At 43.1% G+C, this 25,050-nt stretch carries 34 protein-coding genes; 13 read left to right on the top strand and 21 right to left on the bottom strand.

Annotated elements, in window-relative coordinates:
• Positions 1 to 21 precede the first annotated feature (21 nt).
• On the bottom strand, positions 22 to 360 hold the full coding sequence (locus tag NIES592_RS08220; protein WP_073555441.1) for a GNAT family N-acetyltransferase: 339 nt from the start codon (positions 358 to 360) through the stop codon (positions 22 to 24).
• Positions 361 to 401: 41 nt separating this feature from the next.
• On the opposite strand from NIES592_RS08220, the gene NIES592_RS08215 reads away from it, so the two are divergent.
• Positions 402 to 884: a hypothetical protein gene (locus NIES592_RS08215; protein ID WP_073555440.1), complete on the top strand. Its 483-nt coding sequence runs from the start codon at positions 402 to 404 to the stop codon at positions 882 to 884.
• Here NIES592_RS08215 and NIES592_RS08210 read toward each other — a convergent pair.
• The 6 genes from NIES592_RS08210 to NIES592_RS26370 all read right to left on the bottom strand — a co-directional run bounded on the left by NIES592_RS08210 (position 881) and on the right by NIES592_RS26370 (position 4,064).
• Entirely contained in the window at positions 881 to 1,408 is a 528-nt protein-coding gene (locus tag NIES592_RS08210) for a hypothetical protein (protein WP_073555439.1), read from the bottom strand. The two genes, NIES592_RS08215 and NIES592_RS08210, sit on opposite strands and share 4 nt — an antisense overlap.
• Positions 1,409 to 1,431: 23 nt before the next feature.
• Entirely contained in the window at positions 1,432 to 1,833 is a 402-nt protein-coding gene (locus tag NIES592_RS08205) for a hypothetical protein (protein WP_073555438.1), read from the bottom strand.
• Between the two features lie 184 nt (positions 1,834 to 2,017).
• Entirely contained in the window at positions 2,018 to 2,212 is a 195-nt protein-coding gene (locus NIES592_RS08200) for a hypothetical protein (protein WP_073555437.1), read from the bottom strand.
• Positions 2,213 to 2,552: 340 nt separating this feature from the next.
• Entirely contained in the window at positions 2,553 to 2,777 is a 225-nt protein-coding gene (locus NIES592_RS08195) for a hypothetical protein (RefSeq protein ID WP_073555436.1), read from the bottom strand.
• A gap of 17 nt (positions 2,778 to 2,794) precedes the next feature.
• Positions 2,795 to 3,082, bottom strand: coding sequence for a hypothetical protein (locus tag NIES592_RS08190; protein ID WP_073555435.1), 288 nt, complete (start codon positions 3,080 to 3,082; stop codon positions 2,795 to 2,797).
• Complete coding sequence (locus NIES592_RS26370) at positions 3,069 to 4,064, bottom strand: BRO-N domain-containing protein (RefSeq protein WP_084552256.1); 996 nt, start codon at positions 4,062 to 4,064, stop codon at positions 3,069 to 3,071. The genes NIES592_RS08190 and NIES592_RS26370 overlap by 14 nt, the downstream gene beginning before the upstream one ends.
• A 249-nt stretch (positions 4,065 to 4,313) precedes the next feature.
• Here NIES592_RS26370 and NIES592_RS25750 point away from each other — a divergent pair, with 249 nt between their 5' ends.
• Both NIES592_RS25750 and NIES592_RS08180 read left to right on the top strand, forming a co-directional pair.
• Positions 4,314 to 4,445, top strand: coding sequence for a hypothetical protein (locus NIES592_RS25750; RefSeq protein ID WP_256678084.1), 132 nt, complete (start codon positions 4,314 to 4,316; stop codon positions 4,443 to 4,445).
• 110 nt (positions 4,446 to 4,555) lie between these two features.
• Positions 4,556 to 5,179: a Uma2 family endonuclease gene (locus tag NIES592_RS08180; protein ID WP_073555434.1), complete on the top strand. Its 624-nt coding sequence runs from the start codon at positions 4,556 to 4,558 to the stop codon at positions 5,177 to 5,179.
• Between the two features lie 27 nt (positions 5,180 to 5,206).
• On the opposite strand, the gene NIES592_RS08175 is transcribed toward NIES592_RS08180, so the two are convergent.
• Positions 5,207 to 5,644: a hypothetical protein gene (locus NIES592_RS08175; protein ID WP_073555433.1), complete on the bottom strand. Its 438-nt coding sequence runs from the start codon at positions 5,642 to 5,644 to the stop codon at positions 5,207 to 5,209.
• A gap of 56 nt (positions 5,645 to 5,700) precedes the next feature.
• Between NIES592_RS08175 and NIES592_RS08170 the strand changes: the two genes are divergently transcribed.
• The gene (locus NIES592_RS08170; protein WP_084552254.1) at positions 5,701 to 7,188 is read left to right on the top strand and encodes a terminase large subunit domain-containing protein; all 1,488 of its coding nucleotides are present in this window, start codon (positions 5,701 to 5,703) and stop codon (positions 7,186 to 7,188) included.
• 65 nt (positions 7,189 to 7,253) lie between these two features.
• Here NIES592_RS08170 and NIES592_RS08165 read toward each other — a convergent pair whose 3' ends face one another.
• Positions 7,254 to 7,550, bottom strand: coding sequence for a hypothetical protein (locus NIES592_RS08165; RefSeq protein ID WP_073555431.1), 297 nt, complete (start codon positions 7,548 to 7,550; stop codon positions 7,254 to 7,256).
• A gap of 181 nt (positions 7,551 to 7,731) precedes the next feature.
• Here NIES592_RS08165 and NIES592_RS08160 point away from each other — a divergent pair, with 181 nt between their 5' ends.
• The 4 genes from NIES592_RS08160 (at position 7,732) to NIES592_RS08145 (ending at position 10,742) form a co-directional block, all read left to right on the top strand.
• On the top strand, positions 7,732 to 8,535 hold the full coding sequence (locus NIES592_RS08160; protein WP_073555430.1) for a hypothetical protein: 804 nt from the start codon (positions 7,732 to 7,734) through the stop codon (positions 8,533 to 8,535).
• Between the two features lie 91 nt (positions 8,536 to 8,626).
• Entirely contained in the window at positions 8,627 to 9,952 is a 1,326-nt protein-coding gene (locus NIES592_RS08155) for a hypothetical protein (protein WP_073555429.1), read from the top strand.
• Between the two features lie 7 nt (positions 9,953 to 9,959).
• On the top strand, positions 9,960 to 10,328 hold the full coding sequence (locus NIES592_RS08150) for a hypothetical protein (protein WP_143168350.1): 369 nt from the start codon (positions 9,960 to 9,962) through the stop codon (positions 10,326 to 10,328).
• A gap of 39 nt (positions 10,329 to 10,367) precedes the next feature.
• Positions 10,368 to 10,742 (top strand): hypothetical protein, encoded by a 375-nt coding sequence (locus NIES592_RS08145; protein ID WP_073555427.1) that lies wholly within the window; start codon positions 10,368 to 10,370, stop codon positions 10,740 to 10,742.
• A 145-nt stretch (positions 10,743 to 10,887) separates the two neighbouring features.
• On the opposite strand, the gene NIES592_RS08140 is transcribed toward NIES592_RS08145, so the two are convergent.
• The 5 genes from NIES592_RS08140 to NIES592_RS08120 all read right to left on the bottom strand — a co-directional run bounded on the left by NIES592_RS08140 (position 10,888) and on the right by NIES592_RS08120 (position 13,883).
• Positions 10,888 to 11,265: a hypothetical protein gene (locus NIES592_RS08140; protein WP_073555426.1), complete on the bottom strand. Its 378-nt coding sequence runs from the start codon at positions 11,263 to 11,265 to the stop codon at positions 10,888 to 10,890.
• A complete protein-coding gene (locus NIES592_RS25745; protein ID WP_073555425.1) occupies positions 11,262 to 11,726 on the bottom strand; it encodes a hypothetical protein in 465 nt (154 codons plus the stop codon). Before NIES592_RS25745 ends, NIES592_RS08140 begins: the two co-directional genes overlap by 4 nt.
• 278 nt (positions 11,727 to 12,004) lie before the next feature.
• On the bottom strand, positions 12,005 to 12,646 hold the full coding sequence (locus tag NIES592_RS08130) for a hypothetical protein (protein WP_073555424.1): 642 nt from the start codon (positions 12,644 to 12,646) through the stop codon (positions 12,005 to 12,007).
• A 10-nt stretch (positions 12,647 to 12,656) separates the two neighbouring features.
• Positions 12,657 to 13,076: a hypothetical protein gene (locus NIES592_RS08125; RefSeq protein WP_073555423.1), complete on the bottom strand. Its 420-nt coding sequence runs from the start codon at positions 13,074 to 13,076 to the stop codon at positions 12,657 to 12,659.
• Between the two features lie 378 nt (positions 13,077 to 13,454).
• Entirely contained in the window at positions 13,455 to 13,883 is a 429-nt protein-coding gene (locus NIES592_RS08120; RefSeq protein WP_073555422.1) for a hypothetical protein, read from the bottom strand.
• 240 nt (positions 13,884 to 14,123) lie between these two features.
• On the opposite strand from NIES592_RS08120, the gene NIES592_RS08115 reads away from it, so the two are divergent.
• The 5 genes from NIES592_RS08115 to NIES592_RS08100 all read left to right on the top strand — a co-directional run bounded on the left by NIES592_RS08115 (position 14,124) and on the right by NIES592_RS08100 (position 17,575).
• Positions 14,124 to 14,453, top strand: a complete 330-nt coding sequence (locus NIES592_RS08115; protein ID WP_073555421.1) for a helix-turn-helix domain-containing protein — start codon at positions 14,124 to 14,126, stop codon at positions 14,451 to 14,453.
• A 119-nt stretch (positions 14,454 to 14,572) separates the two neighbouring features.
• A complete protein-coding gene (locus NIES592_RS25005) occupies positions 14,573 to 14,731 on the top strand; it encodes a hypothetical protein (protein ID WP_178379502.1) in 159 nt (52 codons plus the stop codon).
• An 80-nt stretch (positions 14,732 to 14,811) separates the two neighbouring features.
• Positions 14,812 to 15,669: an ERF family protein gene (locus NIES592_RS08110; RefSeq protein WP_073555420.1), complete on the top strand. Its 858-nt coding sequence runs from the start codon at positions 14,812 to 14,814 to the stop codon at positions 15,667 to 15,669.
• 299 nt (positions 15,670 to 15,968) lie between these two features.
• Positions 15,969 to 17,264 carry a hypothetical protein gene (locus NIES592_RS08105; RefSeq protein ID WP_073555419.1) on the top strand — a complete coding sequence of 432 codons (1,296 nt, stop codon included), beginning with the start codon at positions 15,969 to 15,971 and terminating at the stop codon, positions 17,262 to 17,264.
• 14 nt (positions 17,265 to 17,278) lie between these two features.
• Entirely contained in the window at positions 17,279 to 17,575 is a 297-nt protein-coding gene (locus NIES592_RS08100) for a hypothetical protein (RefSeq protein ID WP_073555418.1), read from the top strand.
• Positions 17,576 to 17,613: 38 nt separating this feature from the next.
• Here NIES592_RS08100 and NIES592_RS08095 read toward each other — a convergent pair whose 3' ends face one another.
• The 7 genes from NIES592_RS08095 to NIES592_RS08065 all read right to left on the bottom strand — a co-directional run bounded on the left by NIES592_RS08095 (position 17,614) and on the right by NIES592_RS08065 (position 24,821).
• Positions 17,614 to 19,101: a hypothetical protein gene (locus tag NIES592_RS08095; protein WP_073555417.1), complete on the bottom strand. Its 1,488-nt coding sequence runs from the start codon at positions 19,099 to 19,101 to the stop codon at positions 17,614 to 17,616.
• Between the two features lie 184 nt (positions 19,102 to 19,285).
• A complete protein-coding gene (locus NIES592_RS08090; RefSeq protein ID WP_073555416.1) occupies positions 19,286 to 21,202 on the bottom strand; it encodes a hypothetical protein in 1,917 nt (638 codons plus the stop codon).
• Positions 21,195 to 22,013: a DNA cytosine methyltransferase gene (locus NIES592_RS08085; RefSeq protein WP_073555415.1), complete on the bottom strand. Its 819-nt coding sequence runs from the start codon at positions 22,011 to 22,013 to the stop codon at positions 21,195 to 21,197. Before NIES592_RS08085 ends, NIES592_RS08090 begins: the two co-directional genes overlap by 8 nt.
• Positions 22,000 to 22,230: a hypothetical protein gene (locus NIES592_RS24435; RefSeq protein WP_073555414.1), complete on the bottom strand. Its 231-nt coding sequence runs from the start codon at positions 22,228 to 22,230 to the stop codon at positions 22,000 to 22,002. The genes NIES592_RS08085 and NIES592_RS24435 overlap by 14 nt, the downstream gene beginning before the upstream one ends.
• On the bottom strand, positions 22,211 to 22,795 hold the full coding sequence (locus tag NIES592_RS08075; protein ID WP_073555413.1) for a hypothetical protein: 585 nt from the start codon (positions 22,793 to 22,795) through the stop codon (positions 22,211 to 22,213). Before NIES592_RS08075 ends, NIES592_RS24435 begins: the two co-directional genes overlap by 20 nt.
• A complete protein-coding gene (locus NIES592_RS08070) occupies positions 22,792 to 23,916 on the bottom strand; it encodes a hypothetical protein (protein WP_073555412.1) in 1,125 nt (374 codons plus the stop codon). The genes NIES592_RS08075 and NIES592_RS08070 overlap by 4 nt, the downstream gene beginning before the upstream one ends.
• Positions 23,913 to 24,821, bottom strand: a complete 909-nt coding sequence (locus NIES592_RS08065) for a hypothetical protein (protein WP_073555411.1) — start codon at positions 24,819 to 24,821, stop codon at positions 23,913 to 23,915. Before NIES592_RS08065 ends, NIES592_RS08070 begins: the two co-directional genes overlap by 4 nt.
• Positions 24,822 to 25,050 lie beyond the last annotated feature (229 nt).

Raw genomic sequence — 25,050 nt, 5'->3', positions numbered from 1 at the left:
CTATTTTAGAACGCTTGTTATTTAAAATCGGCGTGGTGGCTTGTGCATCCATCCCTCCCCTTCATGAAATGGTGAACCATCAACAAACTCCCATCGCCGATACCACGCTGCTAATTCATCCTGGTTAAGTCCATCTCCAAAAGCTTCGCAACGTAGACAAATTGTGTTGTAGGGGTAAGTGTTGAGAACGTCTCTAAGCAGCGATCGCCCATACTTTTGCCCCTGAAACTGCTTGTTAACAAATAAATCCACTATTTCGATGTATTTCCAGTGGTTGACGGCAAACACACCTCCAATAATTCCACCGTCAGCTGTTGTCAATTCGTAGTAGAGCGCTTCATGCCTGGATAACAAAACCATCGGGAAACCTAAGTTTGTAACGTTACAAACAGGATTGACTTATGGCAAGACGAGGTGGAGGTAGAAGAACCGGAGGGGGTCAGGGGTTTGGCGGTAATCGGCCCGACCAATTCAACGCCGCAGGAAGGGTGAGAACTGCCAGAGGCGGAACCAGAAACCGAGGTGGTGGACTGGTAGCACCTGGAAGAAGAGCAAGAGGTAGTGCAGCAAGGGGAACTGGGTTAACACCACCGCAAAGAGTCATTAATGTTGGCGGCAGCGCTCCATCTTCGGGTGGTGGTGTGGCAGCAAGAGGCGGTTCTCGCCGTCGCGGTAGCAGTTCTGGTGCTGATAATGCTCGTTCTGCTGGTGCTGGTCGTTCAGGCGGTCGTCGAACTACTTCGGCTCCTGGTGGCGGTGGCGGTGCTACTGGACGCAGTAACCGTCGTGCTAACGCTATTCGTGAATTAGCTAGACGTGGCGCAACTGAAGGCGAACGCAACGCCGCAAGAGCCGCAGCCGGACGGCTAGGTATCAGAGTTTAATATCCAACAGTTTCGCTAATATTTACACTCTCAGCATCAAAACACCGTTTGAAACACAAAATCTCAAACGGTGTTTCCGCTTGCCACCAATCACCATGCTGGTACTCGCTACCAACACCCATAATCGGGAGATTGAGATAATGGTGTTCTTCTAATACATAACCGTATACTGTTTTACCTTGCCAGCCTTCAATAGCTAAAAACTGATTCAAATCAGCACCATAACCGTGTAACTTAGCATCAATAGCAAAAGTTTGTGGTGTGTAGGTTTTGATTTCCTTAACTTTCGCCCAAGCCAAAATACTATTAGTTGGTACTTCTTCGGGTGAAAAACTTAGTTGTGTAATTCGTTTTATGCACTCGTTTTCTTCTTCCCTGGATGCATAAGAACAAGCATGAATTATAAGCTTGCCTTTATATTCCAGATTTTCTGTAGCTAATTGAATTGTTAAGTCTCCAATCGCTATTCTAATAGCTGCATCTGGTCTTAAAGATAGCGCCAAAATATCTTTTAATCCCGCCATAGTTAGCCCCAAATAGAGCCATTTTAGCTCAATGATGAAATCATCCCCCAAGCCAATTTAAAAGCTTCTTGGCGCTCAGGAAATTTATCAGAGATCCCCCAAAATATACTCTGTTGTCCCCTAATCCCCTCAATGGGCTTATCAAATAAGATGGGTGACTCTAAGCAGTAAGCATAGTCTCGGTGGCTACCGATGCAGTCAGTTAGCTTGCAAGCCCCGATAATCGCTCCCCTTTTGGCGATCGCAATATCGATGCCGTAATCTGTGAAGTATTGGTCAGAAGCCTTACTCTGACTGCTGTGTATCAAAATCCAACCCCTAATTTTAGTAGGTTGTGTGCGGTATTCTTCATCCTTCAGCCCCATGCAGATAGCGTAGGCAAAAGGTGCGTGAATGGAAATGGCTCGTAAATCAGTTGGTGTCATAATTAATTCGTAATTCGGTCATGCTGTTAAAATACCCGCTATCTATTAGCGGGTATTAGCATCTATATATATATGAGCAAATTAGGCGCAAAGAATCTGTTTCTTCCTGCGGATCAGGATTGCTTGGGATGAGGTTGGTGTGGGCTGCGGACTAGGCTTAGGCTGGGGTTTTGCTTCTATCCATTCAATCTTCTCTATATCGCTGAATGATGCCCATATCCCCTCTAGGGTGAGAGCGATAGCCTCGCATTTTTCCTAATTCGAGAATAGATGCAGCTAGGTCATCAGATAAAGTTTGTGTCTTTTTAAGCTGGTAGAAATTTTGAAAATATTCTAAGCAAAATGAAGCAGAGTCCATTGGTATATCTTGTGGTGTCATCTTTTACCTTTAATTAATTGCTTCTATAAATATATTAGCTAATCAGCTAAATAAATAGGCAAAGATTTAATGAAGATATTAATATTAGAATTACCATAAATAGCAGTTGGTTGTCTGAAAATTTTGCAGCATAATTTTATTTATCAGCACTTGCATTGGTGGTGTTTACAAAGTAATTACTAATGTGCTTAAGTAGTCTAAATTATTTCATCTAGCTTCCGTAAAAATTCAAACTTCTATATCAGTAATAGCTTTGAACTTTGTGTAAGGAAACTGTGAATTACTGCAACAAAAAACCTGCCACATAATCTATGACAGGTAATGAAAAATTGTGCGATCGCTAATTTGTAGAATGAATTTCGTCTGTCGCTTTTTCTAAATAACCTACAATTTCTTCGAGCCTCGGCTGCTCAGAAGCCCAGTTAGCCAGGGCGTGTAACAAATCTTCAAAGGTGTAGCCTTCAGAAAGCAAAACCGTCATGAATTCGTTCATAAACAGTGTTAACCCATCACGGCGAGAATCTTGTAAACTGTGACGAATCCCGGCAAGTGATTCTAAATCCATTTCCCTTGCTCCAGTTGTTAGCTCAAATCTTTGATATTCATGCGACTACGCGTACCCGTGGCAGTAAAAATAGTTTTGCTAAGTGCTTGGGCTATAGCTTGGGCATCTGCACCAGTAAATTTTTCTCTATCGCCATTACTCCAAATCACCTGGCAAGAAAATAGTGGGAGCCTGACAAAATGGATTTTGTAGAAAAATCGAACTGTGCGAATGTATGTCAAATTAACCCAGCCTTTGCTGGGTAATTTACAAAAAGGTGTCCAGGTACTGGGAATTACAATAGTTTGGCTATTACGCTCTATCATTGTTTACCTCCAGCACTTCTACAATTTCTTTGAACCAGCGTAGGGATTGAATGGTTTTGTCTCTACCAACAGCAGTATTTAAAATCACTTTGCAATACTGTCTACCCTTCTCGGTAGGTAAATAAGCGGGACTATTGCTGTCTGGGTTGCGGTATTGAAAACCTTGTTCTGTTAACAGTTTGTTGACTTGACGTGGTGTCCAGGTATGCTGTGTGCGATCGCTCAAAATTTGCCCCAACTGCGTAGGCGAAAGCAATTGCGATTCAACCTCTATCTGTAAAGCAGGTTTCGCTATTTCTGCGGCTGACTTTAATGCTGGGTGGTAAGATGCGATCGCGTTTAATTTCACCCCCGCTACCAGTTTTGGATCTAGTCCAGCACCACCCAATGTCAGGTCGTACAGTTCGGATATTTCTTGGGGTGTAGGGGGAGTGGGGAGTGGGGGAGTGGGGGCGTAACTTCCTGTTTTACGGATAGCGGGTAAAACCTCTGATGTCACCCACTTTTTAAACCGCTTTGCCTGTGGTTTACGGCTGGTAAGGATAAGAGAGTAAAGACCGGACTCGTTAATCGCCCAAAATTCTTGATTTGAAGATGACCCTAAATATTGCTTAGGGTCAAGAAGTTTTTTCTCGTCGTCGTCCAGTCTTGCGATCGCTGATGATGGGTTGCTGTGTTCTAAAACCGCACAAACATCAGCTGCTACCCACCAGGGGTCATCAGCTTCGTCTAATTCTTCTTGAGCGATCGCTTGTTCGTTAACTTCTTCAACTTCTTCTGTAACTGCGATTTCGTTGATGCAGTCTTGTGTTTGTTGGTGGTACTCACGAGCAAAGTGGTTGAATAGCTGACACCAACCGTTCTTTGTGCCGTCGTTGTGGGCTTTGTAGAAAGGGCAATCAGCGCAAGTTTTCTTTGAGGCGTAGACGCTTTGCGGCTTCTGTTTACAGATCGCTTGAATGTCAAGGGTCACTTGAGTCATAATTGATTTAGACCTAAACTAATGGGTTCTAAAAAAGGCGTTGAACTTCTTGGCGGGAGAGCAACGCCTTTGTTATTTCTATGTTACGAGGTCAATATATTGATGTCAATATATAAAAATACGATAGACATAACAGCCTGAAGATTGTTAACCTATTGAGGTATATAGATATTTATATTGATTCCAATGTCACGAGTTAAAAAAGCCGAGCCTTCGATACACGGTGAAAAGAAAACGCAGTATCAGTTTATGTTGACTCCTACTGCCTCAGAAATGTTAGACAACCTGGCTGAGTCTGTCGGAATCACGCGCTCAGAATGTGTTGAAAGATTAATTCGCACAGCTGATATTCAAAAGGTAAAAAGCTACGAGGCAGCATGAAAAATGACCATTAGAATATCTGTTAGACTAATGAACTAAAAAGCGATCGCTCCTACCAGGAAGTGCGATCGCATAAATGTTTATCCCTATATATTTTGCTATCGATATTTATGAAAACTGTAATTACACCAGAAAAAATAGAGTTGCCACCTGGGGCGGTGTTGAAACTTTTAGGAAACTGGCAAGAGTACCAAAGAATGGTTTTGCAGTTGGGCGATCGCTCAATACCCCGCATTAAATACCGACCAGGAGAAATTCTGTTGATGGCCCCGCTACCAGAGCATGGAAGAGATGCAAGCTTACTTTCCTTGGTGGTAATAACTCTACTTGACCATTTAAATTGTACCTACGACTCATTTACACCCATCACCATGAGTTTGCCAGAGATTAGTGGTATTGAGCCGGACTATTGCTTTTACATTGAGAATTGGCAGCAAGTTCAAGGCAAAAATCGTATCGACTGGCTAAATGACCCGCCACCAGATTTGGTAATAGAAATAGACGTTACTAGTTACACTAATGTTAATGATTATTTCCCTTACAAAGTGCCAGAGGTTTGGCTCCTGAAGAATAAACGGTTACTAGTTTATAGGTTGCAAGACTCTAGTTATGTAGTTAGAGAAAGCAAATACTTTCCTAACGTTTCAAAAATTGTGCAGCGATGCCTGCAAATTGCAAGTGAGCAAACAACAAGTGAAGCGATTAGGTGGCTAAGGAACTTTTTGCATTCTTAGGTGAAAAATTTTTCAGGAGTTATGTTGTTACGCCATTAAAAGAGCAACAATAGCAGCTGTCAAGCTAGGCATTTTACTATCAAGCATCAGCCAGTGTAATCTATCTCTCTCTTCTTCTGTTAACGCAATTCTGACTTGTTTGGTTGGTTCGGTTTCCAACGTTATAGATGTCAGTTTCTCAACTGTCGTCAACATCTCCTTAACTACTGCATTAGGCGATCGCCCATTTATTAACGATTCAGGAACTATTACCGTAGTCACAAAAGCAGGTGGTTTACGACTCTTAGCATTTTTAGAACGGCTCCAATCACCTTTTTGAGTCAGGGCTTTTCTTAGATTCCAGGTAGGGTCACTCAACCGCCGCCGCATTGCCCCCGGCGTTATTCCCACCAGCGCTGCTGCTTGCTCAACTGTTAACTCTTCTTTGGTGTCGGGATGAATAATAATTAAAGGCTTGCGTGACATATATTTAAAAGTATTTATTCATATATTAACAAAATCAAAAGTATCTATTCATATATATGTCGTGGAACACATTACTAAATTTGGAGATGGCGACACAGCAAGCATTAGCTGTGGAAGCGCAAAGCGAGAGTAAAATCACGCTATTTGAAAACTTTGAACCTAATCCTGGGGGACAGGCGTCGTTTTTGGAATTGACGAATTGGACATCAACCGAACCACTAAAACACAGATGGAGTGGGCTTTTGGGCGGGATAGGTGGTGGCAAGAGTTACGCAGGTGCTATTTGGGCTTGTTCCCGTGCTTTACTTGCACCGGATGCACGGGGGATGATCAGCGCAAATAGCTATGGCCAGCTTGCCCGCGCTACATTGCTAGCGTTGGTGGAAGTATGTCGCACCTTCAATATCCCTTTAGAACCGTGGCGAGAATCACCAGAAGACCAAGCGCTCGCGATCGCCAACTGCCAACGCTGTTACATTGGGCCAGATAGAGCTTTTGTGTACGTCCTCTCCGCGACGGCGTTTACCGGAAATACCCAAGCAGGACGAGGCTTGCAGATACGCTGGTTTTGGGGCGATGAGTTTGCGTATGCAGCCGAGAAAGCGTTTTTGACAATTGATGGACGCTTAGGACGTGGCCCAGGTACATTGAAGGGACAGGGGATACTCACCACCTCACCAGCAGGTTATAACTACCTCTGGGATAAATTTGGCGATCCTACCCGTAGTGATGACCTGAAACGCATTTACCAGATGGTTTCTATGTCATCACTGGAAAATAGAAAGTATCTGGGTGATGATTATGTAGCATCTTTGGAAGCCAACTACTCAGATGAACTGTACCAGCAAGAAATCATGGGTCAGTTCATCAACACAGCGCAGGGATTGATTTACAAATACTTTTCAAGGGCAAAGCATTGTTTGAATGAAGAGGACGCACAACTGCTTGAATACGATCGCAATCTACCCCTGTTGCTGACATTTGACTTTAACCACACTCCTGTAGTTGCGATCGCAGCGCAACGCCGAGGTAACGAAATTCACTTTTGTCAAGAGTGGTTTCTCATGGATAGTGACATTTGGGAACTGACAGAAGCTACTGTGGATTGGGTAGAAAGTAACGGCATTCCACCAGAAATTCAGATATTCGGTGATGCCACAGGACGCGCTCGCACAGCTGCTAGTAAATTAAGTAGTTGGGATATTGTGTTTCAAGGCTTAGAACCCCTAGCCAAACAACGCGGTAGAGGGTATTTAGTGCGGAAATTTGCCGATGCCAATCCCTATGTAGTCAACCGCGTCCATTCAGTCAACCAACTGTTTCGGCAAAATCGCTGTTTTGTGCATTTTGCCAATTGTCAAAATCTGGTGAAGGATTTTGAACAAGTGACGTGGAATGAAGAATCTATTAATAAAAGTGATAACCCGCTACTCTCTCACTTGTCGGATGCAGCAGGTTATTTAATACATAGTATTTATCCGTTCAAGAAAGAAACACGCGATCGCAAAGGGAATAAACGTAAACCCGGAGGATTAGCTGCATAATTCGTAGTTCGTAATTAGTAATTTGTAATTGAACTACGAATTACGAATTACGAATTAGTAATTAATTAAGTTACTGCTCCATCTGGTATTTCGGGGTCGTATTTCGTAACTAAGTCTTGTCCTTCAATCAACCTTGCTTCAAATTGCTGTTGATTGGACATTGCGTAATGTAAATCAATCGCTGTTGTTGCTTGTCCTATGGTATGTCCAAATGCACCATAGGCATTTTCTAGGAATTGTCTAAAATTGCTGATAGTGCTGCTATCTCCTTCATAATTTAACAACGCTCTTTCATTAGGATATTTAGTATTTAAAGAAACATAAATAGTGCTATTAACTGTTTTAACTTCATATTTAATCATGTCGTATTACTCCCATAATAAATTGAAAATGGCAGCGTCCTTTGGAGCAAATCTACCTTTTGCATCTCTGTTTACCTTGGCTTCATTGAAAGTAGATTTGCTAAACTTGCTTCTTAATTTTGCTAACTTACTCACGAGGGAATATTAAAAGCACCGCTATTAAATTTCCCAACATAAGTTTATGCCCCTAGACCCCGAAATCCAAAAAGCCATAGCCGACACCGTAAAAGATCAACTAACCTCTGTGTTCAGTGAAGTTGTGAAACCACTTACTGAGCAACTGGAGAAACAACAACACGACAACAAAAAGCTGTCAGAAGCATTCGCCACACTGTCAAACTCCATACCAGGACTACTTGACGAACGGCTCAAAGATATCAAGCCGTCACTGGATTTCATCGCTGAAGTAAGAAAAGAATACGAAGCAGAACAAGGTAATCCAGACACACCAACTACTGATGCTGACAAAATACGTGAAGCGGTACTGGCTGAGGTTAAGAAGGAATACGAAGGCAAGTTAACCGGACTACAATCTCAACTTGACGAACGCGACAAAGAAACCAAGGCACTGCGTGAAGCTGACCGCCAAGCCAAAATGCGGAATGAAGTATTAAATACGATACGTGGCTTGGGTACAGTGCGCCCCAGCACCGAAGAAGACTTGCTAACACTACTAGAAAAACGCGGGTTGCTAGTGGAAGAAAGCGATCGCTTGTTTGTCAAAGGTGTCGATAAATTCGGTGACGCAACCAAGTCCGAATTCAAAGACATCTTACCCAAGATGCTAGAAACTGACTTTGCCCACTTTGCCGTACCTCGTGGAGGTACAGGTACAGATGGCAGTCCTGGAACTCGCGCTACTCCATCGCAGTACAACTTTGAAGGAATGACCGCCCAAGATATCTACAACAGATACGGTAGTGATGAAACTGCACAAAAGGCAATGGTGGCAGAGCTGGAAAAGCAGTATGGGAAACCTAGCTAAAAATAAGGAAGAAGGAAGTAGGAAGGAGGAAGAAGTTAAACGATCACCTCCTTCCCTCTTCCCTCTTCCCTCTTCCTTCATTTAAACTGATATGCCCCCTACCTTTTCTGCTAATGATTCTTTAATAGAAGTTGCTATTGCTCAACGCGCTCTGACTCAATTAAACCTGATGGCTATGTACCCGCGTGTAGCAGTGAGAGATTTTGAACCTGGGGCGTTTGAGCGTGGTGATAAAGTAAAAATCCGCCGTCCCAAACGCCGGGAAGCTACCGATTTAAACCCACGCTCTGCCGCTTACACCTTCACTGAAGCGCAATTCTTTGCAGGTGAAGTAGCACTAGAGCGTTTGTGGATTGACGGATTTCTCATCTACGGCTACGACTCAAACCAAACAATGGAGCGATATCTAGCCGAAACCTCTGAACAAATTGCCTATGCGATCGCCACCCCGAATGATCGCTATATGTACAATAAATTCCGGGCTTGGGATATCCCCGCAACAGGGAATGTGAATCTTGGTGATCATCCTCCAATTGCTATTAGTGCCTGTGTCGATGCAAATGGGCAATTGACAGACTTTAATAATGAAGGATTGCGGGGTGCGTCGGTTTTCTTAGACAAAGAAAACGTGCCACAGACTAACCGTTACTGCATCATGAGTTCGACCGCCAAGGGTGCTTTCTTGGGTGATGCGGTTGTTGTCACTGGCTTCGCAGCCGCAAGCATTGGTTCTGGGCAATTGATTCAAAGTGGTTTGCGGATTGGAGAATTCGTTGAGCGTTACGGCTTCCAAGTGGGAGGTAGTAACACGGTAGGCGGACAAACCGGGATTACCGACCTTGACACCGCCGCCAGCAATCAAGCAACTTTACCAATTGCGTCAGTAGCGGCTAATACTGCTTTCCGCTACGCTGACTTTGCTGCTACTACAAATATAGGAGCAATCGACATTACCCTAACTGCGGGTACTGCATTGCAAAATACTGTGGCTGTTGGTCAGATTGCTAGAATTGGTACTTCAAACAACGCGAAGGCGTTCGGGGTGATTCTGCGGATTAATACAACCACCGCAACTGCACCAGTGATTACTCTTGTACCCTACTCTCCCAAGGGTGAAAAGCTATTACCTTCCGATATCACCCCTGGTACAGATGTATTCAGTATCCCGACGATTAGCAGCGTGAATACCGTGAACCACATGGAAGGAATCGCTATGGCTACTCGCCGAATTGGCGAACCACGACGCGGTAGTGGCGCGGTAGCTGCAAGTATCACAGATCCAAACTCCAACCTAACCATCCAGGTATTCACAGGTAACTATGACCTCGGAACTGTGAGCGAGAAAAATGCAGCCTATATGCTCACTGGCTCAAAAATTACCGATTTCCGTAAATGTGGATTAATTCTGTCCAAGTAGGTGAATCATGCCAATAATGTACGAGCCGCAAAACGGGATGGCTACTTTTGTTCCTGAAGGTATGGAAAACGATTATCTAGCCAAGGGTTATCGTACCACGCCACCGAAACAACCATTACCTGTGCCTGCCATAAATCAGCAACCGCAAAACCAACAAACATCCACAAATGATGGAGATGAGGACAAAGATGAAACACCCGGAGTAGTCAAAATCAACTCCACGACTCTTAAAGAACTAACAGAACGCTTTGGACTATCTACAGCCCAGGCGAAAGAGTTGCGTGAGGGCCGCCCTTACGCAACTGTTGAAGATTTAATAGCGAAAATTTCAGATATTGACTGGGTATCGCTATCACCACAAATTAGTTTTGAATAAAACCCATCGAACCTCTTCCTTCTTCCTCCTTCCTTCACCATGCCACTTACTGACCACCAAGTAAACCTACTATTCGAGGTGTATGAAATTACTCAGCGCGATACTACTGTTGTGGTTGGTGGTGAGGGTACTTCTCGTTTGCAACCTGATTTATTTAATAGCAATAAATCAGTGAGGCAAGCACTGTTTGATGCGATCGCGCTAATCAATAACTCGCCGTCACAGGTGGAACGAGTCGGGGTGATTTTGGAGGAATTCGAGTGTATCTCTGTTGACCCCAGCAACATTGATAAAGATGGGTATCAACTGCGACCATACAAAAACCTAGCTGCAATTCGAGCTAGGTTATATCCGTATACAGGGATTTTGTTTAAGAAGAATGGGAGTGAGAGTAATAAGTTTAGATTAGGATGACCATCGTTGTCTAAATCTTTGAATTAAGACATAGATGCCTATTATTTGAATAACGACTAATGCTCCTGCTATTCCTAAAGCCCAAGTTTCTTGTGTTGAGAACAGTATCTTTAATAATGTGTACAAATGTTAAGACCCATGGGTCTTAACATTTCGCAATAGTAATAAGATTCGCTTGTACACAATTTATACCCCATTCTGGATATTGTGCGATTAATCGCTTGATTTTATTCCACAGTGCAACATCTTCCCAGCATTCAGCTAGAAACTCAAGTCCTGGGTTATCACCTGACAAGCTAGCAAGTCTGAGCTTACTTTCTCGAACTGGACGCAATTCCCTACGCCTTGCTATAGCTTCATCACTCCATTTATCCAAATTCGTAACTACTTCGGCTTGCGACGCGGAACAAGTGTCTTTATGAGAGACTGTCGGCTCCTCACCCAAATTTTGATTCTTTGTTGACAACGAAGCGGATTGATTCTGTGTGCCATTCACGAGCGCAAGCGATGTGCAGTCCGTCACCACAGGTGACTCTTGTTCTTTCTCTTCCACGCCTTCGATAGATGAAGGCGACGCCCCCCAAAAGGCGCGGTCGCCGTTTGGTCAACTTGCGGATTTTCGTCTGGCGTGCAAGAACACATCACAAACTCTTCAAAAGAGTTTGTGATGTGTTCTTGAGGAGTTACTGAGGGATTTTTAAATCCTTGCTGTGACTGATTTTTAGCCAAAGTAGGCGCTTTATTTGAAGCGGTTAACGCTTCATCTGGTGTGATATCCGCTTTATTTGAATCGATATTCGCCTCATTTTTAACGTCATGCCAAAAGTCCTTAACTCTAGCACCATGTAAATTGCGAACTTCCCAAAAGGATGTTCTTCCATCGCTGCTATAACTGATACGACGAAACACGAATAAACGGGCTGCCTCAAGTATTCTTCTTGCAAATCTGAAGGCTGAATCACTGAGGCTAGTTGTCAGCTTCATCCACCTGCTACCGTATGGGTCAGCAAGCCAACACTGCATGGCTCCCTAAGCGGGTTTACGGTGATTTGTGAACTTTTTAAATGAGCGATCCTCATATCTTGCACCTCTACGTACAACCCCAGATAAAGTTCAAAGATGCGCGATAAAGCTACCTCATTTTTATAGGTTTTTATCGCTAAATTGAAGGTTTTGGGTTTTCACTGAGTAATAAAATTACATCAATTTTTCTTGGTGCAAGATGTGAGGATCGCCTGTAATGGAGCGATCGCTCTAAAGGATTATGTGGCTAGTTCAAAATAGACTTTGTGAATTTGGCTAAACAATATGTCTTCGCACATGCTGCTTACTTGCTGAAATAAAGCTGTGTTATCTGAGGTGGGGTCAATAACCTCAATACGTTCAGCTACGTAGACAATGCCACCCTCATCACGTAGTTTCCATTTATTGTCTACATACCACTGTGAGTTAGCATTCCCCGAATCCGTGAGCATTTCTTTGAACTGAACTACATCACCATCTACACAAAATACAATTGCTGCTGAGTTAGGGTACAGTTTTTTCTCATAGTCTGGGTCTTGCTCTGAATCTGGAAGTACAGCTTTAGAAAATGTACATTTCCAAATTTTAGTGATTAGAGTTTTGTCTATTTCGTCAGCAATGTACTTAAGTAAATCATCACTTGGTTGGCAGTCTTCTACACTAACCAGGGTGTATCTTGCTAGTAGTTTTGTTTCCTCATCTCGTCTAATAAAGTTATAACCTGGGGAGTAACTAGGTTTATAGTCTGGTTCACCAACTTCTATAAAAGCTGTCCACGGCTCGTTTTCTCCTAGTAAATAATTAAAATGTGCGGCTGAAGGTGAAGTATTTATTCTGCCAGAAATTATGTTTTCGTACTTGTCAATAGTTCTTATTTGCATTGTTTTACCTCTATTTGAAAATACAAATTACATAAGTTGTTCCGTTTTTACTGGTTCGGGAAATTATACCCGCTACTTCTCTACCTCTGTCCTCCGCTATCTTCCTACATTGATTAACATCGTTTGCCAATGTTGCATCCTTGCCTTTATATCTATCTTCTGCCACTTCCCCTGGCTCTAAAAAGTCCTCATATTTCTTCATGAACACATTGCCGTTACTATCAACAATGTGTTTTTCTCCATTCTTGTTGACAATGGTATAGACAACCCCACCAGCCGTAATCACTCCTAGTACAGCACAAACAACTGTACCTACTCCTGAACTACAAAATCCTGCTGCTGGTATTGCTAATCCAGGGTTAGCTTTACCTGCTTGAGTATTAATCGCAAGCAAGGTAGCAGTTAGACTTATGCCAATTATTCGTTTCATATTCACCCATTAAAAATGTATGCCAAAGATAGTTAGCTATCCTCGGCAAACACTTTTATTTAAGAAATGTTCACCAGTTCAATTTTTGAACTGGTGAACTACAAACAAGTCAGATTGGTAAATGCACCCAATCATCAGGTAGTGAGGATTACTCGCGTACGAATAATCATAGACGGGAAGTTTGACCTTCCCAAACAAAGAAACGAAGGAAGAGGGAAGAGGGAAGAAGGATGAGGTTTGAAATTCGTCCTTCTTCCTCCTTACTTCTTCCTACTTCCCTCTTACTCCAACATCGTTTCCTTGTTTGGGCTGTTGAAGCAAACAAGAGAAATATATTCTCACGGCTACACTCGCAGGCTTCACCGCTCCCTCTAGGGTTTAACGATTCTGGCTACTTGTCCCAGTGGCGTTGTAGTTTTCAAAAAAATCCATCAAGCTTGCTCTGTGTTCTGTACACATTGCGTCTATTGCAGCAGCCGCAACACCTAAGCTATAAGCAATTTCGCTTCTTAATTTTTGGGGGTCGTCATACAATAGGCGATGCCTCTCTAATACACTTGTGAGGTATTCTTCTGTAGGATAAGCAGTCAGCATGGTGCATAATAATTGCCCGTCTCTTCTGCGCTGGCTATCACTAGTCCTCAAATACTTACCAGCGTCTTCTGCTGCAAAATTAGTGAAAAATTGCTTTAATTCGATTTCGTACTTAATGTATTGACTTTCATCTGGACGCACAAAGTAAAGTTCACCAGCTAATGCAGGCGCAGGAATCAACAAGGCTAATGCAACGGAAACAGCTTTTAACATAAAGAAAACTTGTTTTGTGATCTAGTTCATTGTTCACGCCTCCGAAGTCTAAATAACTACATTAATTAAATATTCACTACTGAGTAAAAGTTGTGTGAAATCTCAGTAGATGCCGCGAAGTGCTTAATTTAAGATTTACAACATAAATTAAACACCTCAATTTTGGTGTCTTATCACTGATTGCTGCGCTTTTTTTTACCCTATAGTTGACACCTGTAGATTATCTTAAGTACTATCAAAATGTCAACAGGCAAGCGTTACAAAATAAAAGTGCGATCACTAATAGATATAGATATAAGCCCTATTGCCGCTTTCAAATGGCAAGAAGCAAACGGGCTAAAACTTCGTGAGCGTAGAGAAAAAGCTGGATATAGCCGGAAAGCCTTATCTGAATCCACAGGCTTGTCGCAAACTTATATTCAACAGTTAGAAACCCCTCAGCATTTTCTCAATAAACCCAAAAAACCAAAAGAAATGACTGTTAGCGCCGAAACCCTTGTGAAAATCTGCGCGATTATTGGCGGCGATGTTATTTCTTTATTTTGGGATATTGAAAGCGATATTTTATAGCGCGCACCTATTGATAATAGTAGGTACGCGCTATAAATTGAAGGAAGCAAATCAAAAGCGATCGCCCCGACTGGACATCTAAGCGATCGCCTTTTGGTCAAACCCGCATTAGGTCAACCATGACACAATCATATCCTGAATTTCTTAAGGCTATCAGCATCCATACACCTCATGCCTACGCTATCTGCATGGGCATTAAAGAAGCCGAATACCGCAGCCAGCCAACCCTAAGACGCGGCTGGATTTTGATTCATGCTATAGGTAGTGGTACAAGATAAAACGGACACATAGGTTAGGCGTGCCAGAGCGATCGCACGGGGCGCGATCGCCTTCTCTAGTAAAGTGAAGGGACGTAAGGATGCAAACACCAAAATTAAATGAAGCGATCGCCAAAGCCAAGGCTGAGTTTCCAGAAATCCTGGAGAATCGTAAAGTTAAAATCCCCACCAAAAGCGGCAGAGAAATTAGCTTTACCTACGCAGAACTAGAAGAGATTGCCGAGGCGGTTGTACCTGTACTTTCCAAGTACGGATTGTCAACCGTTTCTCAACTCGGTTTTGTGGGTGATAAATTTGGTTTGATTACCTCACTCAGACATGAAAGTGGAGAATCAATCGAATCGTTCTTCCCTCTGCCTTTCTCTCCTGATGGTGAACCTAAAGAGCTTGGTATTAAAATTTCTTACGGCAGGCGATACAATATCAACTGTCTTTTGGATATCGTGACTGTCGATCCTCAAAATCCAGAGGAGCGCAAAGAAACTGTTCGTAAGGTGGCAAAAGAATTTTACCGAGAAGCGGGTTTATCAAAATCACCCAAGCCAATTACTAAGGGTGAACCATCGTTGCTTGAAGTAACTGGCGACAGTGGTGTTAAGGACGGGGTCTTAATCTCGCAGCAGCATGACTTGTATCCTGCTCACAAAAACATTATCCAGCAAATAAGAGCGATTACCGGACATGACGCAAGCTGGATAATAGCTCAGTGCCGGCACTATGGCCATGATCGCACAGGCATGATGCCGCCAGATGAATTACCCAAACTAATTGCTGACATGTGCGCCGATTATGCTGTGATGAATGGGGTGATAGGCGATCGCGCCTTGGCGCACACTTCAATTCAAGGTGCGATATCTTTTGCGAAAGCCTCTGGCGGTGATATTTTGCCATCTGTGATGGAGTGGCTAGAACGACATTCCCTTGTAAAATCTTCTTGATGGTTGGGATTTCGGTATATTGGAAAAATCGATATCAAACTACCTATCTTCTACTTGATGAGAGACAAATAACTTTTGAAAAAAGCTAATGATGACGAGTCAAATGTAGACGATGTGCCATTTTAGAAACACACATGATGCCACCCCTCAGCTAATACTGAGGGATTTTTATATGAGAAAGGAAGAGGGAAGAAGGAAGTAGGAAGAAGGTTGAGTTTCATTCATACTTCTTCCCTCTTCCCTCTTCCTTATTTAATTGATGTGAACACTACTAGTAGAATAACTTTTGGAGAAGATGATTGAGTATCGCAGCTTTAGCGAAAGCAATTGTAACCGCCTTTAGACAAGAATTTTCTTCAACTAATCCACTTCCAGTTTCTGGTGGTAGTGGTGGTGGAGGTGGTGACGCGTCTAGTGTTAACCAATTAACTGAAATTAGTAGACTTGAAGCCATACGCGATCGCCTACCCAGTAATGGGACGGCATCAGAAGCCACTTTAGACTTCATCAAAAACAATCTTCCCTCTGCTACTAACCCTTCTTTAATCAGAAGTATACTCAGGAAATGGAGGGAGGAATTTAATGGCACAAGTCTTTCGAGTGACTGGACAATCAATCAGACTGGTGCAGGACAATCCATCACAGTTAGCGCTTCAGAACTCACAATTGCTGCTGGCACATCGGCAAATGCAGAGACTATTATTACCAGTACTCTAAGTTTTAAAATCCCCTTTAGAGTACTATTTACATTTACTCTTTCACAAAGGATTAGCAATCAGGAATTTTATTTAGAAATTGTGGATTCTAGTGGTAATCACCGCGCTTCTGTTTTGCTAGATGCTACTTCCTCAAATACAGTAAAACTTAATTGTGCAAACGAAAGTAATTCTACTGGATCGATTTCTAATACGGGCTTTAGCACCTCTTCTTATGGAATTGCAGAGCTTGAGGTTAATTCCGATGAAGTAAATTTGTACAGCAGAAGCGCTAATTCAAGTAATGGCAGAGGTTCAGCAAGCGTTGTTATCACCAGACAAATTCCAGACCCAAGTTTAGATTATTTTGTGCGTATTCGTGCCAAAAATTTAGGCACAGCACCTGCATCTAACACAAATTTAAAATTGGATGCAATTGTCATTCAAGACATTGAAGAGATTACAGCCGAAATTACGGCTGGGAGAGGCGGCGGTGGGGGGCAAAATCAGTCTGTTCCTGTTGCGATTAATAATGTGCCTAGTGTTAATATTTCGGGGACTCCAACTGTCAGCATTAACAGAAACAATTCAACTAGCCAGATTACGTCTACACCATTGACTGCCAACGCAAACTACACTTCTTCTGCTCAATTCTTGAGCGAATATTCGGTAATCAGAGGCTGGGTCCATACGGATCAACCAGGAACCTTGGTTTTGGAACAAAGTCATACGACCACTGACACTTCCTTTAAACAAATAGAAAGTTCTATTAGCTGTGTTGCGGGAATCACGACTTTTGAGCAAAAAGTTTATGGGGCATATGCTCGTGTAAACTACACAAATGGCAGCAATGCTCAAGGCTCTTTTAGTATTGTTTTTAGTCGTTGTACCTCATTTTAAAAATCAAAGTAAATATGGCTTTAAAAACAGATATTTTTATTGATGAAATTGGTCTTCAACTTGAAGACACTTACATTGCTTTGCGAGAATTTGTTTGGAAGGGTGGCGCTCATGCGGATGTTGGTTTGGATGTTTGGGCTTCCCTTGAAGCATATAAATTAGGAAGATTGCCAATCAAACGGCTGCGCTACGAAATTCCCATACCGCTAGAAAATTTGCAAGATACTGTAACAGCAACCTACAACCAAGTTAGAATTGTTGTTTACAACTGGGTAAAGACAAATGCCCTTTTAGAAACAGAAGATGTGTAAAATAATTCGTAGTTCGTAATTCGTAATTCGTAATTGAACTACGAATTAGTAATTATTTGGTCAATTTCTTCAAGTGCTTTTTGTACCGCGTTCTGCTCAAGGTCGTACACCCTAGCAGCACGTTTGATAAAATGCTTCTGGATTTCCTTTTTAAATGTAGGTGAGGGGATATTGGCTGTAGCAATACCCTCCATATCAGCTAGTAACTCGGTGATACTAAAGCCAAGAAATTCATCATATCCAGTCACCGCCCAATCAACAATTTCACCCCGTGCGATCGCAGCTGGTTTCAATACCTGCACAATAAATTCTTTCACCAACTGTCCGTAGCGTTCCAGCAAAATTTCTTCAGGTCTACGGTCTTCTGCCTTACTTTCACCACTACGAGCAATAATTGAGGCCCCATCAGCTGCACTCATAGCGATTTGTTGCAGCACGTCGTAAATATCGCGCTTCACCTCAGCACGGTAGCCGATAGCGGTTTGAATACTCGCACCACTACGTTCAAATGTGGTTATCCCTTGTCCAGATTTGAGTGTAAGGTAATAGCCATCACCCATCAACCGCCCTTGTAATGGGTCTTCATCATCATCCACACCAGTTATCACCGGCATAGCGTAATTGTTGCTGTACAACGCATATTCGAGCGCTGCTGTTTGGTTGAAGTAGCTTTTTTGACAATCGAACAGCTGTGCAGCCATCCACAAAGCTTTCGGCAAGGTCAATGTCACCACCGGAAACTCAAATTTACCCCCTACATTAAAGATTGGTTGACCCTCTATATTTGCTTCTATGGATATATCACGTTCGCTTGCCGAGCTAATGAAAGGTTCTGGAAGTGGTGGTTTAGAATCGCGTTCTATTTTGCGAACTACGTATTTAGATGTGAAAACAGTGCCGCCGTCACGGTAGTAGATGGTGAAAACATGCTCAGGGATAGGTGCGCTATCCCAGCGCGATCGCACTAGCCTAAATTGGTGCAACTTAACAAAGTTAAACCCATCCCTCCCACTATTCCAATCCCACAATGCTGACCGGGGATGCAGGATGACGTAGGGATTCAACTCACCCAACTCTCGTTGCTGTGCTTTGGAAACAGCGCCATTTGCCCTTTTCGTGTCGATTTGGGCTATAGCCTTCCCAGTGGTTAGCCCCATCATCATTGCTTGCATCAGAAAACTGTTGAAGCTAGCCCTGCCATCGTCATCACCATCTAGCAACGCACCACCCGTAAAAAACTGCTCACTCCACCAAAGGTCATCACTCCCGGTCGGTGTAGCTGGGTTTTTAAAAAGTTCTGAGTTAAAGCGTGATAATATGGGGGCGATTTTATTACAGTAGGTAGCAAGTTTTACCCGTTCCTTCATCACCGCTTCCGGTCTACCATCTGGATTTGGCAGCAGCTTCCGCTTCATTTCATCAGTCATGCTGTCCCCACCCTCAACTACGGCGGTGAGCAGTTCCCAATATTCGCAGTAGCGTTGGTGTTCGGGGTGGCGACGTTTAAGGGCTTCGAGGGTGGGCATAGAATAATTCGTAATTCGTAGTTCGTAATTCGTAATTAAGTCTTGCCTAATTTCCTTAGCATCGTTTAAATTCCTTTTTCCCTGTGAGAGCGATCGCCCTCTGGGAAAAAACTTTTTGGTTTACTGATCTATTGGCATTGACATAACAAGTTGGGACTGAGTAATTTTTCCCAGTCCCAATTCATCATGCAGCAACTTCGCTTTTTATTAACTCAACTTCCGATTTATGCAGTGAAGCAATTTTATTGTCTTGCTTCACGGACAACCACTCACCATCAAAACTACGTACTTGCCAAATTTCACCCGTTTCTATCACCCGTACCCAATCATTAGAATGGTACGGAAGAGACTTTTTTGCCTCTAACAATGCCTCTACTTTGGATTTGAAAGTTTTATCAACCCAGCCAAAATCTGTAATATCTCCTGTTTCAAGGATGTAATCGGACATAAGAGTAGGTAGCTTCTCAACCAACTCTTTTTGATATTTCGTTGTAGCCGCTAAATTAATTTCTTCAAAAGCATGAAAACTGCCTAGACACACCTTGCTGATAACAGGCCAAGTAACGTTATTCATGCCAGCTTTAGACTTGATACTCTCTATAAATTTACGCCCTCTATCTCGCGCTACTACAAACCCTATAGGTTCTTTATCGGGATGCCTAGCTGCCACCAGATGACATGCGGACAAAACTGTTTCATGTTGAGCAGAATTATCTGTTGCATCAAATAATACTGCAATATTATTACCTTTGACCCCGACTACTGTACCTTGTTTGTGGAGTAAATATCCTAAATCATCATCTTCAAGTACATCTTTTACTTCAACGCGATCGCCAGGGTGGAAATTATGACTCTTGTTTTCTTTACTAGGCGTAGAAATCCATTTCAATTGTTCGCGTTTAAAATTAAATTCGCCATTTACGAGCTTAACAATTATATTTCCATAAGCAAAACCATTAACAGTCCCCACCTCACCCATATCTGTCTGCACAATATCATCCTTGCTCAATATTTTTGTGTAGGCTTGTTGTGAAAACCCTTCTCCCACTTGTTCGTTTTCTTGCTGCACGTTTTCATTGAGTGCGGAAAGTGCTTCTAATTCTTGAATTCTTTGCAACAAAGATGCATTTGCTTCTATCAATTGTTGTCGCTCATCTCGAAGTGATTTGAGTTTTTGAGCCACGCGCAATTGTCCTGCGGTCATGCTTGTTATCTTTGCAAGGGCTTTGTCTCGTTGCGCGGTTGCATTTTCCAGTACTGTCATTGCCTCTTGGCGTTCAGCAAGCAGCCTATTGTAACGTTTTTGTGCGGTTGTTAATTCAGTCTTCAATTCAGCAATAACCTGATTTTGTGCAGCAATTGTACTGCTATCACCAACTACAAATTCTGTACCACTAGCAGCGCTATAAAGCGATTTAGCCCAGGTCAAAATATCGTTTTGAGGAATCCCCTTAGCCGTCATCTCATGACCGTATTCTGCCACCTGTAGCCGCAATTCCTCAGCTTTTTGTTCACACTCTCTATAGGGTTGTAAAGAAGCTGTTAACTGGTCAAGTTGTTTTTGCAGTTGTGCAATTTGTTCAGAAATTCTAGCGGTTTCAGAAAATTGGAATGTCGTCATGGTTTTATGCTCTTCATTAACAAACTGAATTTCGTCATTTACCGTTTGGGGAATAAGCGACAAAGGGGTGATCGCCAACTTACCAATAGCTTCCGAGTCTCGTTCCCAGTTGTAAGTTATTGCTTTGCCAGGCTCCGGGTTGGGAACTTCGCCAATTCCTAACCAATCAACAACAAAGCCAAAGCCAAGATTGTCTTTGATAATTCCTAGCGATTTGTGCTGGTCAATGATGTAAGTTCCTGGCTTGGCCGACGCTCTATTAAGGGAGTCTTGTTCAATATTTTTCACAACTCCAAACTCCTGAAAAACTTCTATAGCAACCTTAGACATCTCAGATGCCAGCCTTTCAACCGTGACTATGGTTTCAGGCCAGCCGTTATCCCATTTCACTTCATACCCTGGCTTCCCAAATTGCGTTGATTTCTTGCCTAAAACTCCTGTTCTGCCTTCATAGGTGATACGCTGTCCTTTTTTAAACATCTCGCCACCACTCCGATAAGTACTTGATTCTGTGGAAGGCAACGGCTGCACAGGCTGGCACAACCGAGCGACCATAGAGGTCAACGCACTTTCTTCTTGATTCCATGTGGCGGCGAACTCCGGCGTAAACGGGAGTTGTATGTGCCGTGTCTCGCCACTGTCCAGCAAAGCCGATTCCACCCAACCACAAGGGAATCCCATCATCCACCCTGGTATCGCTGGGTTGAGTTTGTCTCCCTTGGTTATAAATGGCCTCAATCTCTGCTCTAATCTGTTCGTCCCAGCAGGGCGGCATCCTGTCTTGCCTTTGGCATAGGTGGTAGGGGTAGGCAATAATGAAAAGCCTTTCTCTTTCGTGAGGTGCGCCAAGTTGTTCTGCCGAGACAATTTCAACTTCTGTTGAATATCCTGCCACTCTAAGTCCCCCAAGTATTGCTCGTAATCCTCTATGGATAAGACCTGTAGGGTTTTCCACAAGGACAAATCGGGGGCGGGCGATCGCAACGACTCTGAGCATTTCAAGCCATAATCTTGACTCTTGTCCTGATAATCCAGCGCGATCGCCAGCGCAACTGGTATTAGTGCAGGGAAATCCACCAAAAATAAGTCCGGTTGTGTAGTTCCAGTTGACATCGGGGTAATAGGTATGAATATCTGGGTGAATTGGGGTACTGGGGAAGTGCGATCGCAAAACTGTTTGAGCATCGGCATCGCACTCGCACATCTGAATTACTTTGCCCTCATCTCCAAACACTTGATGAAAGGCAATCTCGAATCCGCCTATGCCAGTGAATAAACTAATGGCTTGCATTGCCTTTATCGCCAAAAATACTCTCAAACGGGTAAGCTTTTTGATCATTTCCTGCGCGAGTTTCCGATGCAGCGCTCGCACTGTAGGTGTATTTTTCTCCGTTAACCTCCCAAACGTGGTAAACGTCGTCGGTTGTAGGAAAACTTTCAACGTATGCTCCTTGTTGCCAAAGCTCTCTAATTAAGATGGTGAATTGGTTAGTTTTTGTGCTTGCCATTGCCGTTCATAGCCATTCTGTTTTTTAGCTCTTCCATCTGCTGCTTGAAGTGTTCTGGCATAGGTGTATAGTCTTCATCAGTAGTCCTAGCAACGGTCGGTTGTGACACTGATGGCGGTAATGATGCAGCATCCTTGTCAGCGCACTGGCAATAGACTGTGATAAATGATTTTTCTAGCTGATTGCGCCTATATTCTTCAGCTATCTCTACTGTTCTCAAGCCTCCGATAGCGTGAAGTGCTACACGTCCACGCTGGCTGATATAGGCTAGTTGGCTTTCATTTCCACGACTTGCTGCAAGTATTACTGATTGCCACTCTTGTATGGCCTTGGCTTCCTTAGAACCGTTGATAACATCAAGTAATTGTTTAATGGTTGGAAAATGACCCTTGTACCGTTGTTCAAAGTAGAGAATTAACTGTCGCCCAGCTTCCGCAAACTCATCGTCTGTTAGATGTTGGTCTAATTCGTCCTTCCAAATTTCTAAAACTGTGGGGTCTAGCTGCTTCTCAAAATGCTTCATGAGTAAAATCATGCAGTCATCAAAAACTTGTTGAGAGATCATGCTTTTCTCCGAAAGGGATTGTTTTTAATTTCTTTGTAAGCGTCGATTGAACTCTGAATAGCAATCTGCAAATCTTCCTTGCCTCCACGTCTGGCGGCTATTCTGGCACTCGCAGTAGCCGCAACTTCTTCGGGTGTTACGGTTTGCCAACCTTCAACCAGAGCTACTAATTGCCCCCACTTGGTCATATCGCGCTCATAGGAAAGAACTGTGTTACGCGCCCATCCCAAGTCCGAAGGTTGTTTTAAATCTTTCCAAGCAACATACCGCAAGAAGTCTGTGTTGATGTCATTGGGGCTGGTTGCTAGTATGTAGCCGCTCTTGCGATACAGTTTGATTTGCTCTCCCATTAAGTAATTTGCTAACTGCTTTTTCTCTTCTAGTGGAAGGTCTTTGAGTTCGCCCTTATCGAGTAGAGAAACCAAGTTTTCTAGTTTTGGGTCAAAAGTTGAAGTAGTTTTGACTTCAACTTGCGGGGGCGGAACAATTGTCTTGGCTAAAGATATGGGTTGACAATGCAAAGATTGATTTATGTTTGGGGCGATAGTCGAGAAGTCCTCTTCTGGCTCTTCCTCTTCTAAGTTTTTAGGTTCAGCAAGAGGTGTTTGTTTGTGTGTGCGCGTGCGCGGTTCCTCTACACAACTCTGTTCTTCTCTGTATATATCTATATTTCTCTGAGCGCGCGCGCGATCTATATATATGTCATTGTCCCGCTCGTGGGAATCCGTGTCCCGCTCGTGGGAATCCGTGTCCCGCTCGTGGGAATCCGTGTCCCGCTCGTGGGACACTATCCCACGAGCGGGACACTTATCCTCTGCTGGGATAGAAATAATCTTGCCCGAATCCTTAAGGATTATCCCTTGGGTTGCTTCCCAATCCAGATATCCTTTGTGCCTTAACTCGTTGACCGCTCTGTAAAATGCCGATTTACTAATCTCCCATTCGTCACAGAAGCTTAGAACGTTGGGAATCGTAAAATTTTTACCCAGAGGTAGGGTGATTCTCTTAATAGACAGTAAGTATCCACTGGTCGTAATTAGCTTGTCCTTATACCACTGCTTTAATTCTTCTTTCGTCAGGGCATAAAACGGAACACCAATCTTTTTACCTTGCCTTCTCATGCTGCCACCTCTTGCATGGAAGGCACAAAGCTGCTTTTAATCAACTGCTCATATATCAACTCCTTCTGCTGATGCGACAGCTTTGGCAGTATCCGCAAGAAAGCCGCGATCGCCATCTCCGTTTCAAGCTGCTGTGCTTCAGTTGGCATTCCTTCATTGCGTTCAACATCGGGTAGCGCCTGGAGTCCAGTTTTCAACCCCAGCGATCGCGCCTTGAGTTTGTTCTCCTCTTTAACCGATGTTATTTCCCTAATCTCTTCAACACGTACCAACATGTTGTCAGGAATGAGTTTGCTGGTTTGGTCGTCAAATCTGACAATGCATCTGTCAATTGACGGATGCTGTATAATCACACCTTCTACACCATGAAACTCTTCATCTGGGTAGTGTGGCAGTATTCTTACTGTTGCTCCTATTGGGGGACGCGGTGGCTTTGGAAGTCTCACCTTGGGCGGCTTAATTTCCTCAACCGCCTTCTGTACGTGCATGTAATTCAAGTCCTCACCTTTTATCTGAGCTATATCCAGCGCTCGTTTGTAGGCCTGTTGCACCTGTTTCGGCTCTTTGAGTTGGGTTAAGGGCCTAATTTGCCTTTCTTTGTATTGCGAAATGTTAAGACCCATGGGTCTTAACATTTGTACACATTTCTCCGCAGCAATCAATCTGTTTAAGTGCCTATCTGTAATATCTAAGTCTTCTAGTACTGCCTTAAACTTTTGGCGATAAGCATCAAATGACACTGCTTCGTCTCGCCAAAGCCCAAGTTCATCAATCCTTAACAAGGCTTGGGTTGCTTGTTGAAAACCACGCTTACCAGATTCAATACCAGCAATTACTGATTCTTCTAGTTGTTGCTTTTTGATAGCTTCATCTTCTTTGAGGATTGTGATATTTGATGTTGTCATTTTTTCTCCTGTACGTATATACGTAATTAAGTGGATTTTGATAAGAAATCAAAATCTGTAAAAGCGAGACTGGTTATGGTTAAAGCTTGGATTTGCAAGGTTTTTGTGACATAATGAAGACCATAAATGCAATGCCGAGTAACAACCGGATAGCAAATATTGCAGATACCACTATTTAGTGAATGCAAATGCTGAGTAGGTTTGTTATTCGCTTTGTTTGGAAAGAAAT

It is taken from the genome of Fischerella major NIES-592 (assembly GCF_001904645.1).
GTDB lineage: Bacteria > Cyanobacteriota > Cyanobacteriia > Cyanobacteriales > Nostocaceae > Fischerella > Fischerella thermalis.
The sequence above is the reverse complement of the archived record's forward strand: the minus strand, read 5'-3'. Positions and strand labels throughout refer to the sequence as shown.

Coding starts and splice junctions, on each gene's coding strand:
- NIES592_RS08175 (WP_073555433.1), bottom strand. CDS start 5,644: ATGTCACGCAAGCCTTTAATTATTATTCATCCCGACACCAAAGAAGAG.
- NIES592_RS08205 (WP_073555438.1), bottom strand. CDS start 1,833: ATGACACCAACTGATTTACGAGCCATTTCCATTCACGCACCTTTTGCC.
- NIES592_RS08070 (WP_073555412.1), bottom strand. CDS start 23,916: ATGAGAAGGCAAGGTAAAAAGATTGGTGTTCCGTTTTATGCCCTGACG.
- NIES592_RS25745 (WP_073555425.1), bottom strand. CDS start 11,726: ATGAAGCTGACAACTAGCCTCAGTGATTCAGCCTTCAGATTTGCAAGA.
- NIES592_RS08160 (WP_073555430.1), top strand. CDS start 7,732: ATGCCCCTAGACCCCGAAATCCAAAAAGCCATAGCCGACACCGTAAAA.
- NIES592_RS08145 (WP_073555427.1), top strand. CDS start 10,368: ATGCCACTTACTGACCACCAAGTAAACCTACTATTCGAGGTGTATGAA.
- NIES592_RS25750 (WP_256678084.1), top strand. CDS start 4,314: ATGTTGACTCCTACTGCCTCAGAAATGTTAGACAACCTGGCTGAGTCT.
- NIES592_RS08170 (WP_084552254.1), top strand. CDS start 5,701: ATGTCGTGGAACACATTACTAAATTTGGAGATGGCGACACAGCAAGCA.
- NIES592_RS08190 (WP_073555435.1), bottom strand. CDS start 3,082: ATGATAGAGCGTAATAGCCAAACTATTGTAATTCCCAGTACCTGGACA.
- NIES592_RS08065 (WP_073555411.1), bottom strand. CDS start 24,821: ATGACAACATCAAATATCACAATCCTCAAAGAAGATGAAGCTATCAAA.
- NIES592_RS24435 (WP_073555414.1), bottom strand. CDS start 22,230: ATGGCAAGCACAAAAACTAACCAATTCACCATCTTAATTAGAGAGCTT.
- NIES592_RS08120 (WP_073555422.1), bottom strand. CDS start 13,883: ATGTTAAAAGCTGTTTCCGTTGCATTAGCCTTGTTGATTCCTGCGCCT.
- NIES592_RS08220 (WP_073555441.1), bottom strand. CDS start 360: ATGGTTTTGTTATCCAGGCATGAAGCGCTCTACTACGAATTGACAACA.
- NIES592_RS08215 (WP_073555440.1), top strand. CDS start 402: ATGGCAAGACGAGGTGGAGGTAGAAGAACCGGAGGGGGTCAGGGGTTT.
- NIES592_RS08090 (WP_073555416.1), bottom strand. CDS start 21,202: ATGTTTAAAAAAGGACAGCGTATCACCTATGAAGGCAGAACAGGAGTT.
- NIES592_RS08210 (WP_073555439.1), bottom strand. CDS start 1,408: ATGGCGGGATTAAAAGATATTTTGGCGCTATCTTTAAGACCAGATGCA.
- NIES592_RS08195 (WP_073555436.1), bottom strand. CDS start 2,777: ATGGATTTAGAATCACTTGCCGGGATTCGTCACAGTTTACAAGATTCT.
- NIES592_RS08165 (WP_073555431.1), bottom strand. CDS start 7,550: ATGATTAAATATGAAGTTAAAACAGTTAATAGCACTATTTATGTTTCT.
- NIES592_RS08085 (WP_073555415.1), bottom strand. CDS start 22,013: ATGCAAGCCATTAGTTTATTCACTGGCATAGGCGGATTCGAGATTGCC.
- NIES592_RS08115 (WP_073555421.1), top strand. CDS start 14,124: ATGTCAACAGGCAAGCGTTACAAAATAAAAGTGCGATCACTAATAGAT.
- NIES592_RS08075 (WP_073555413.1), bottom strand. CDS start 22,795: ATGATCTCTCAACAAGTTTTTGATGACTGCATGATTTTACTCATGAAG.
- NIES592_RS08180 (WP_073555434.1), top strand. CDS start 4,556: ATGAAAACTGTAATTACACCAGAAAAAATAGAGTTGCCACCTGGGGCG.
- NIES592_RS08110 (WP_073555420.1), top strand. CDS start 14,812: ATGCAAACACCAAAATTAAATGAAGCGATCGCCAAAGCCAAGGCTGAG.
- NIES592_RS08155 (WP_073555429.1), top strand. CDS start 8,627: ATGCCCCCTACCTTTTCTGCTAATGATTCTTTAATAGAAGTTGCTATT.
- NIES592_RS08200 (WP_073555437.1), bottom strand. CDS start 2,212: ATGACACCACAAGATATACCAATGGACTCTGCTTCATTTTGCTTAGAA.
- NIES592_RS08100 (WP_073555418.1), top strand. CDS start 17,279: ATGGCTTTAAAAACAGATATTTTTATTGATGAAATTGGTCTTCAACTT.
- NIES592_RS08125 (WP_073555423.1), bottom strand. CDS start 13,076: ATGAAACGAATAATTGGCATAAGTCTAACTGCTACCTTGCTTGCGATT.
- NIES592_RS08150 (WP_143168350.1), top strand. CDS start 9,960: ATGCCAATAATGTACGAGCCGCAAAACGGGATGGCTACTTTTGTTCCT.
- NIES592_RS26370 (WP_084552256.1), bottom strand. CDS start 4,064: ATGACTCAAGTGACCCTTGACATTCAAGCGATCTGTAAACAGAAGCCG.
- NIES592_RS08095 (WP_073555417.1), bottom strand. CDS start 19,101: ATGCCCACCCTCGAAGCCCTTAAACGTCGCCACCCCGAACACCAACGC.
- NIES592_RS08130 (WP_073555424.1), bottom strand. CDS start 12,646: ATGCAAATAAGAACTATTGACAAGTACGAAAACATAATTTCTGGCAGA.
- NIES592_RS25005 (WP_178379502.1), top strand. CDS start 14,573: ATGACACAATCATATCCTGAATTTCTTAAGGCTATCAGCATCCATACA.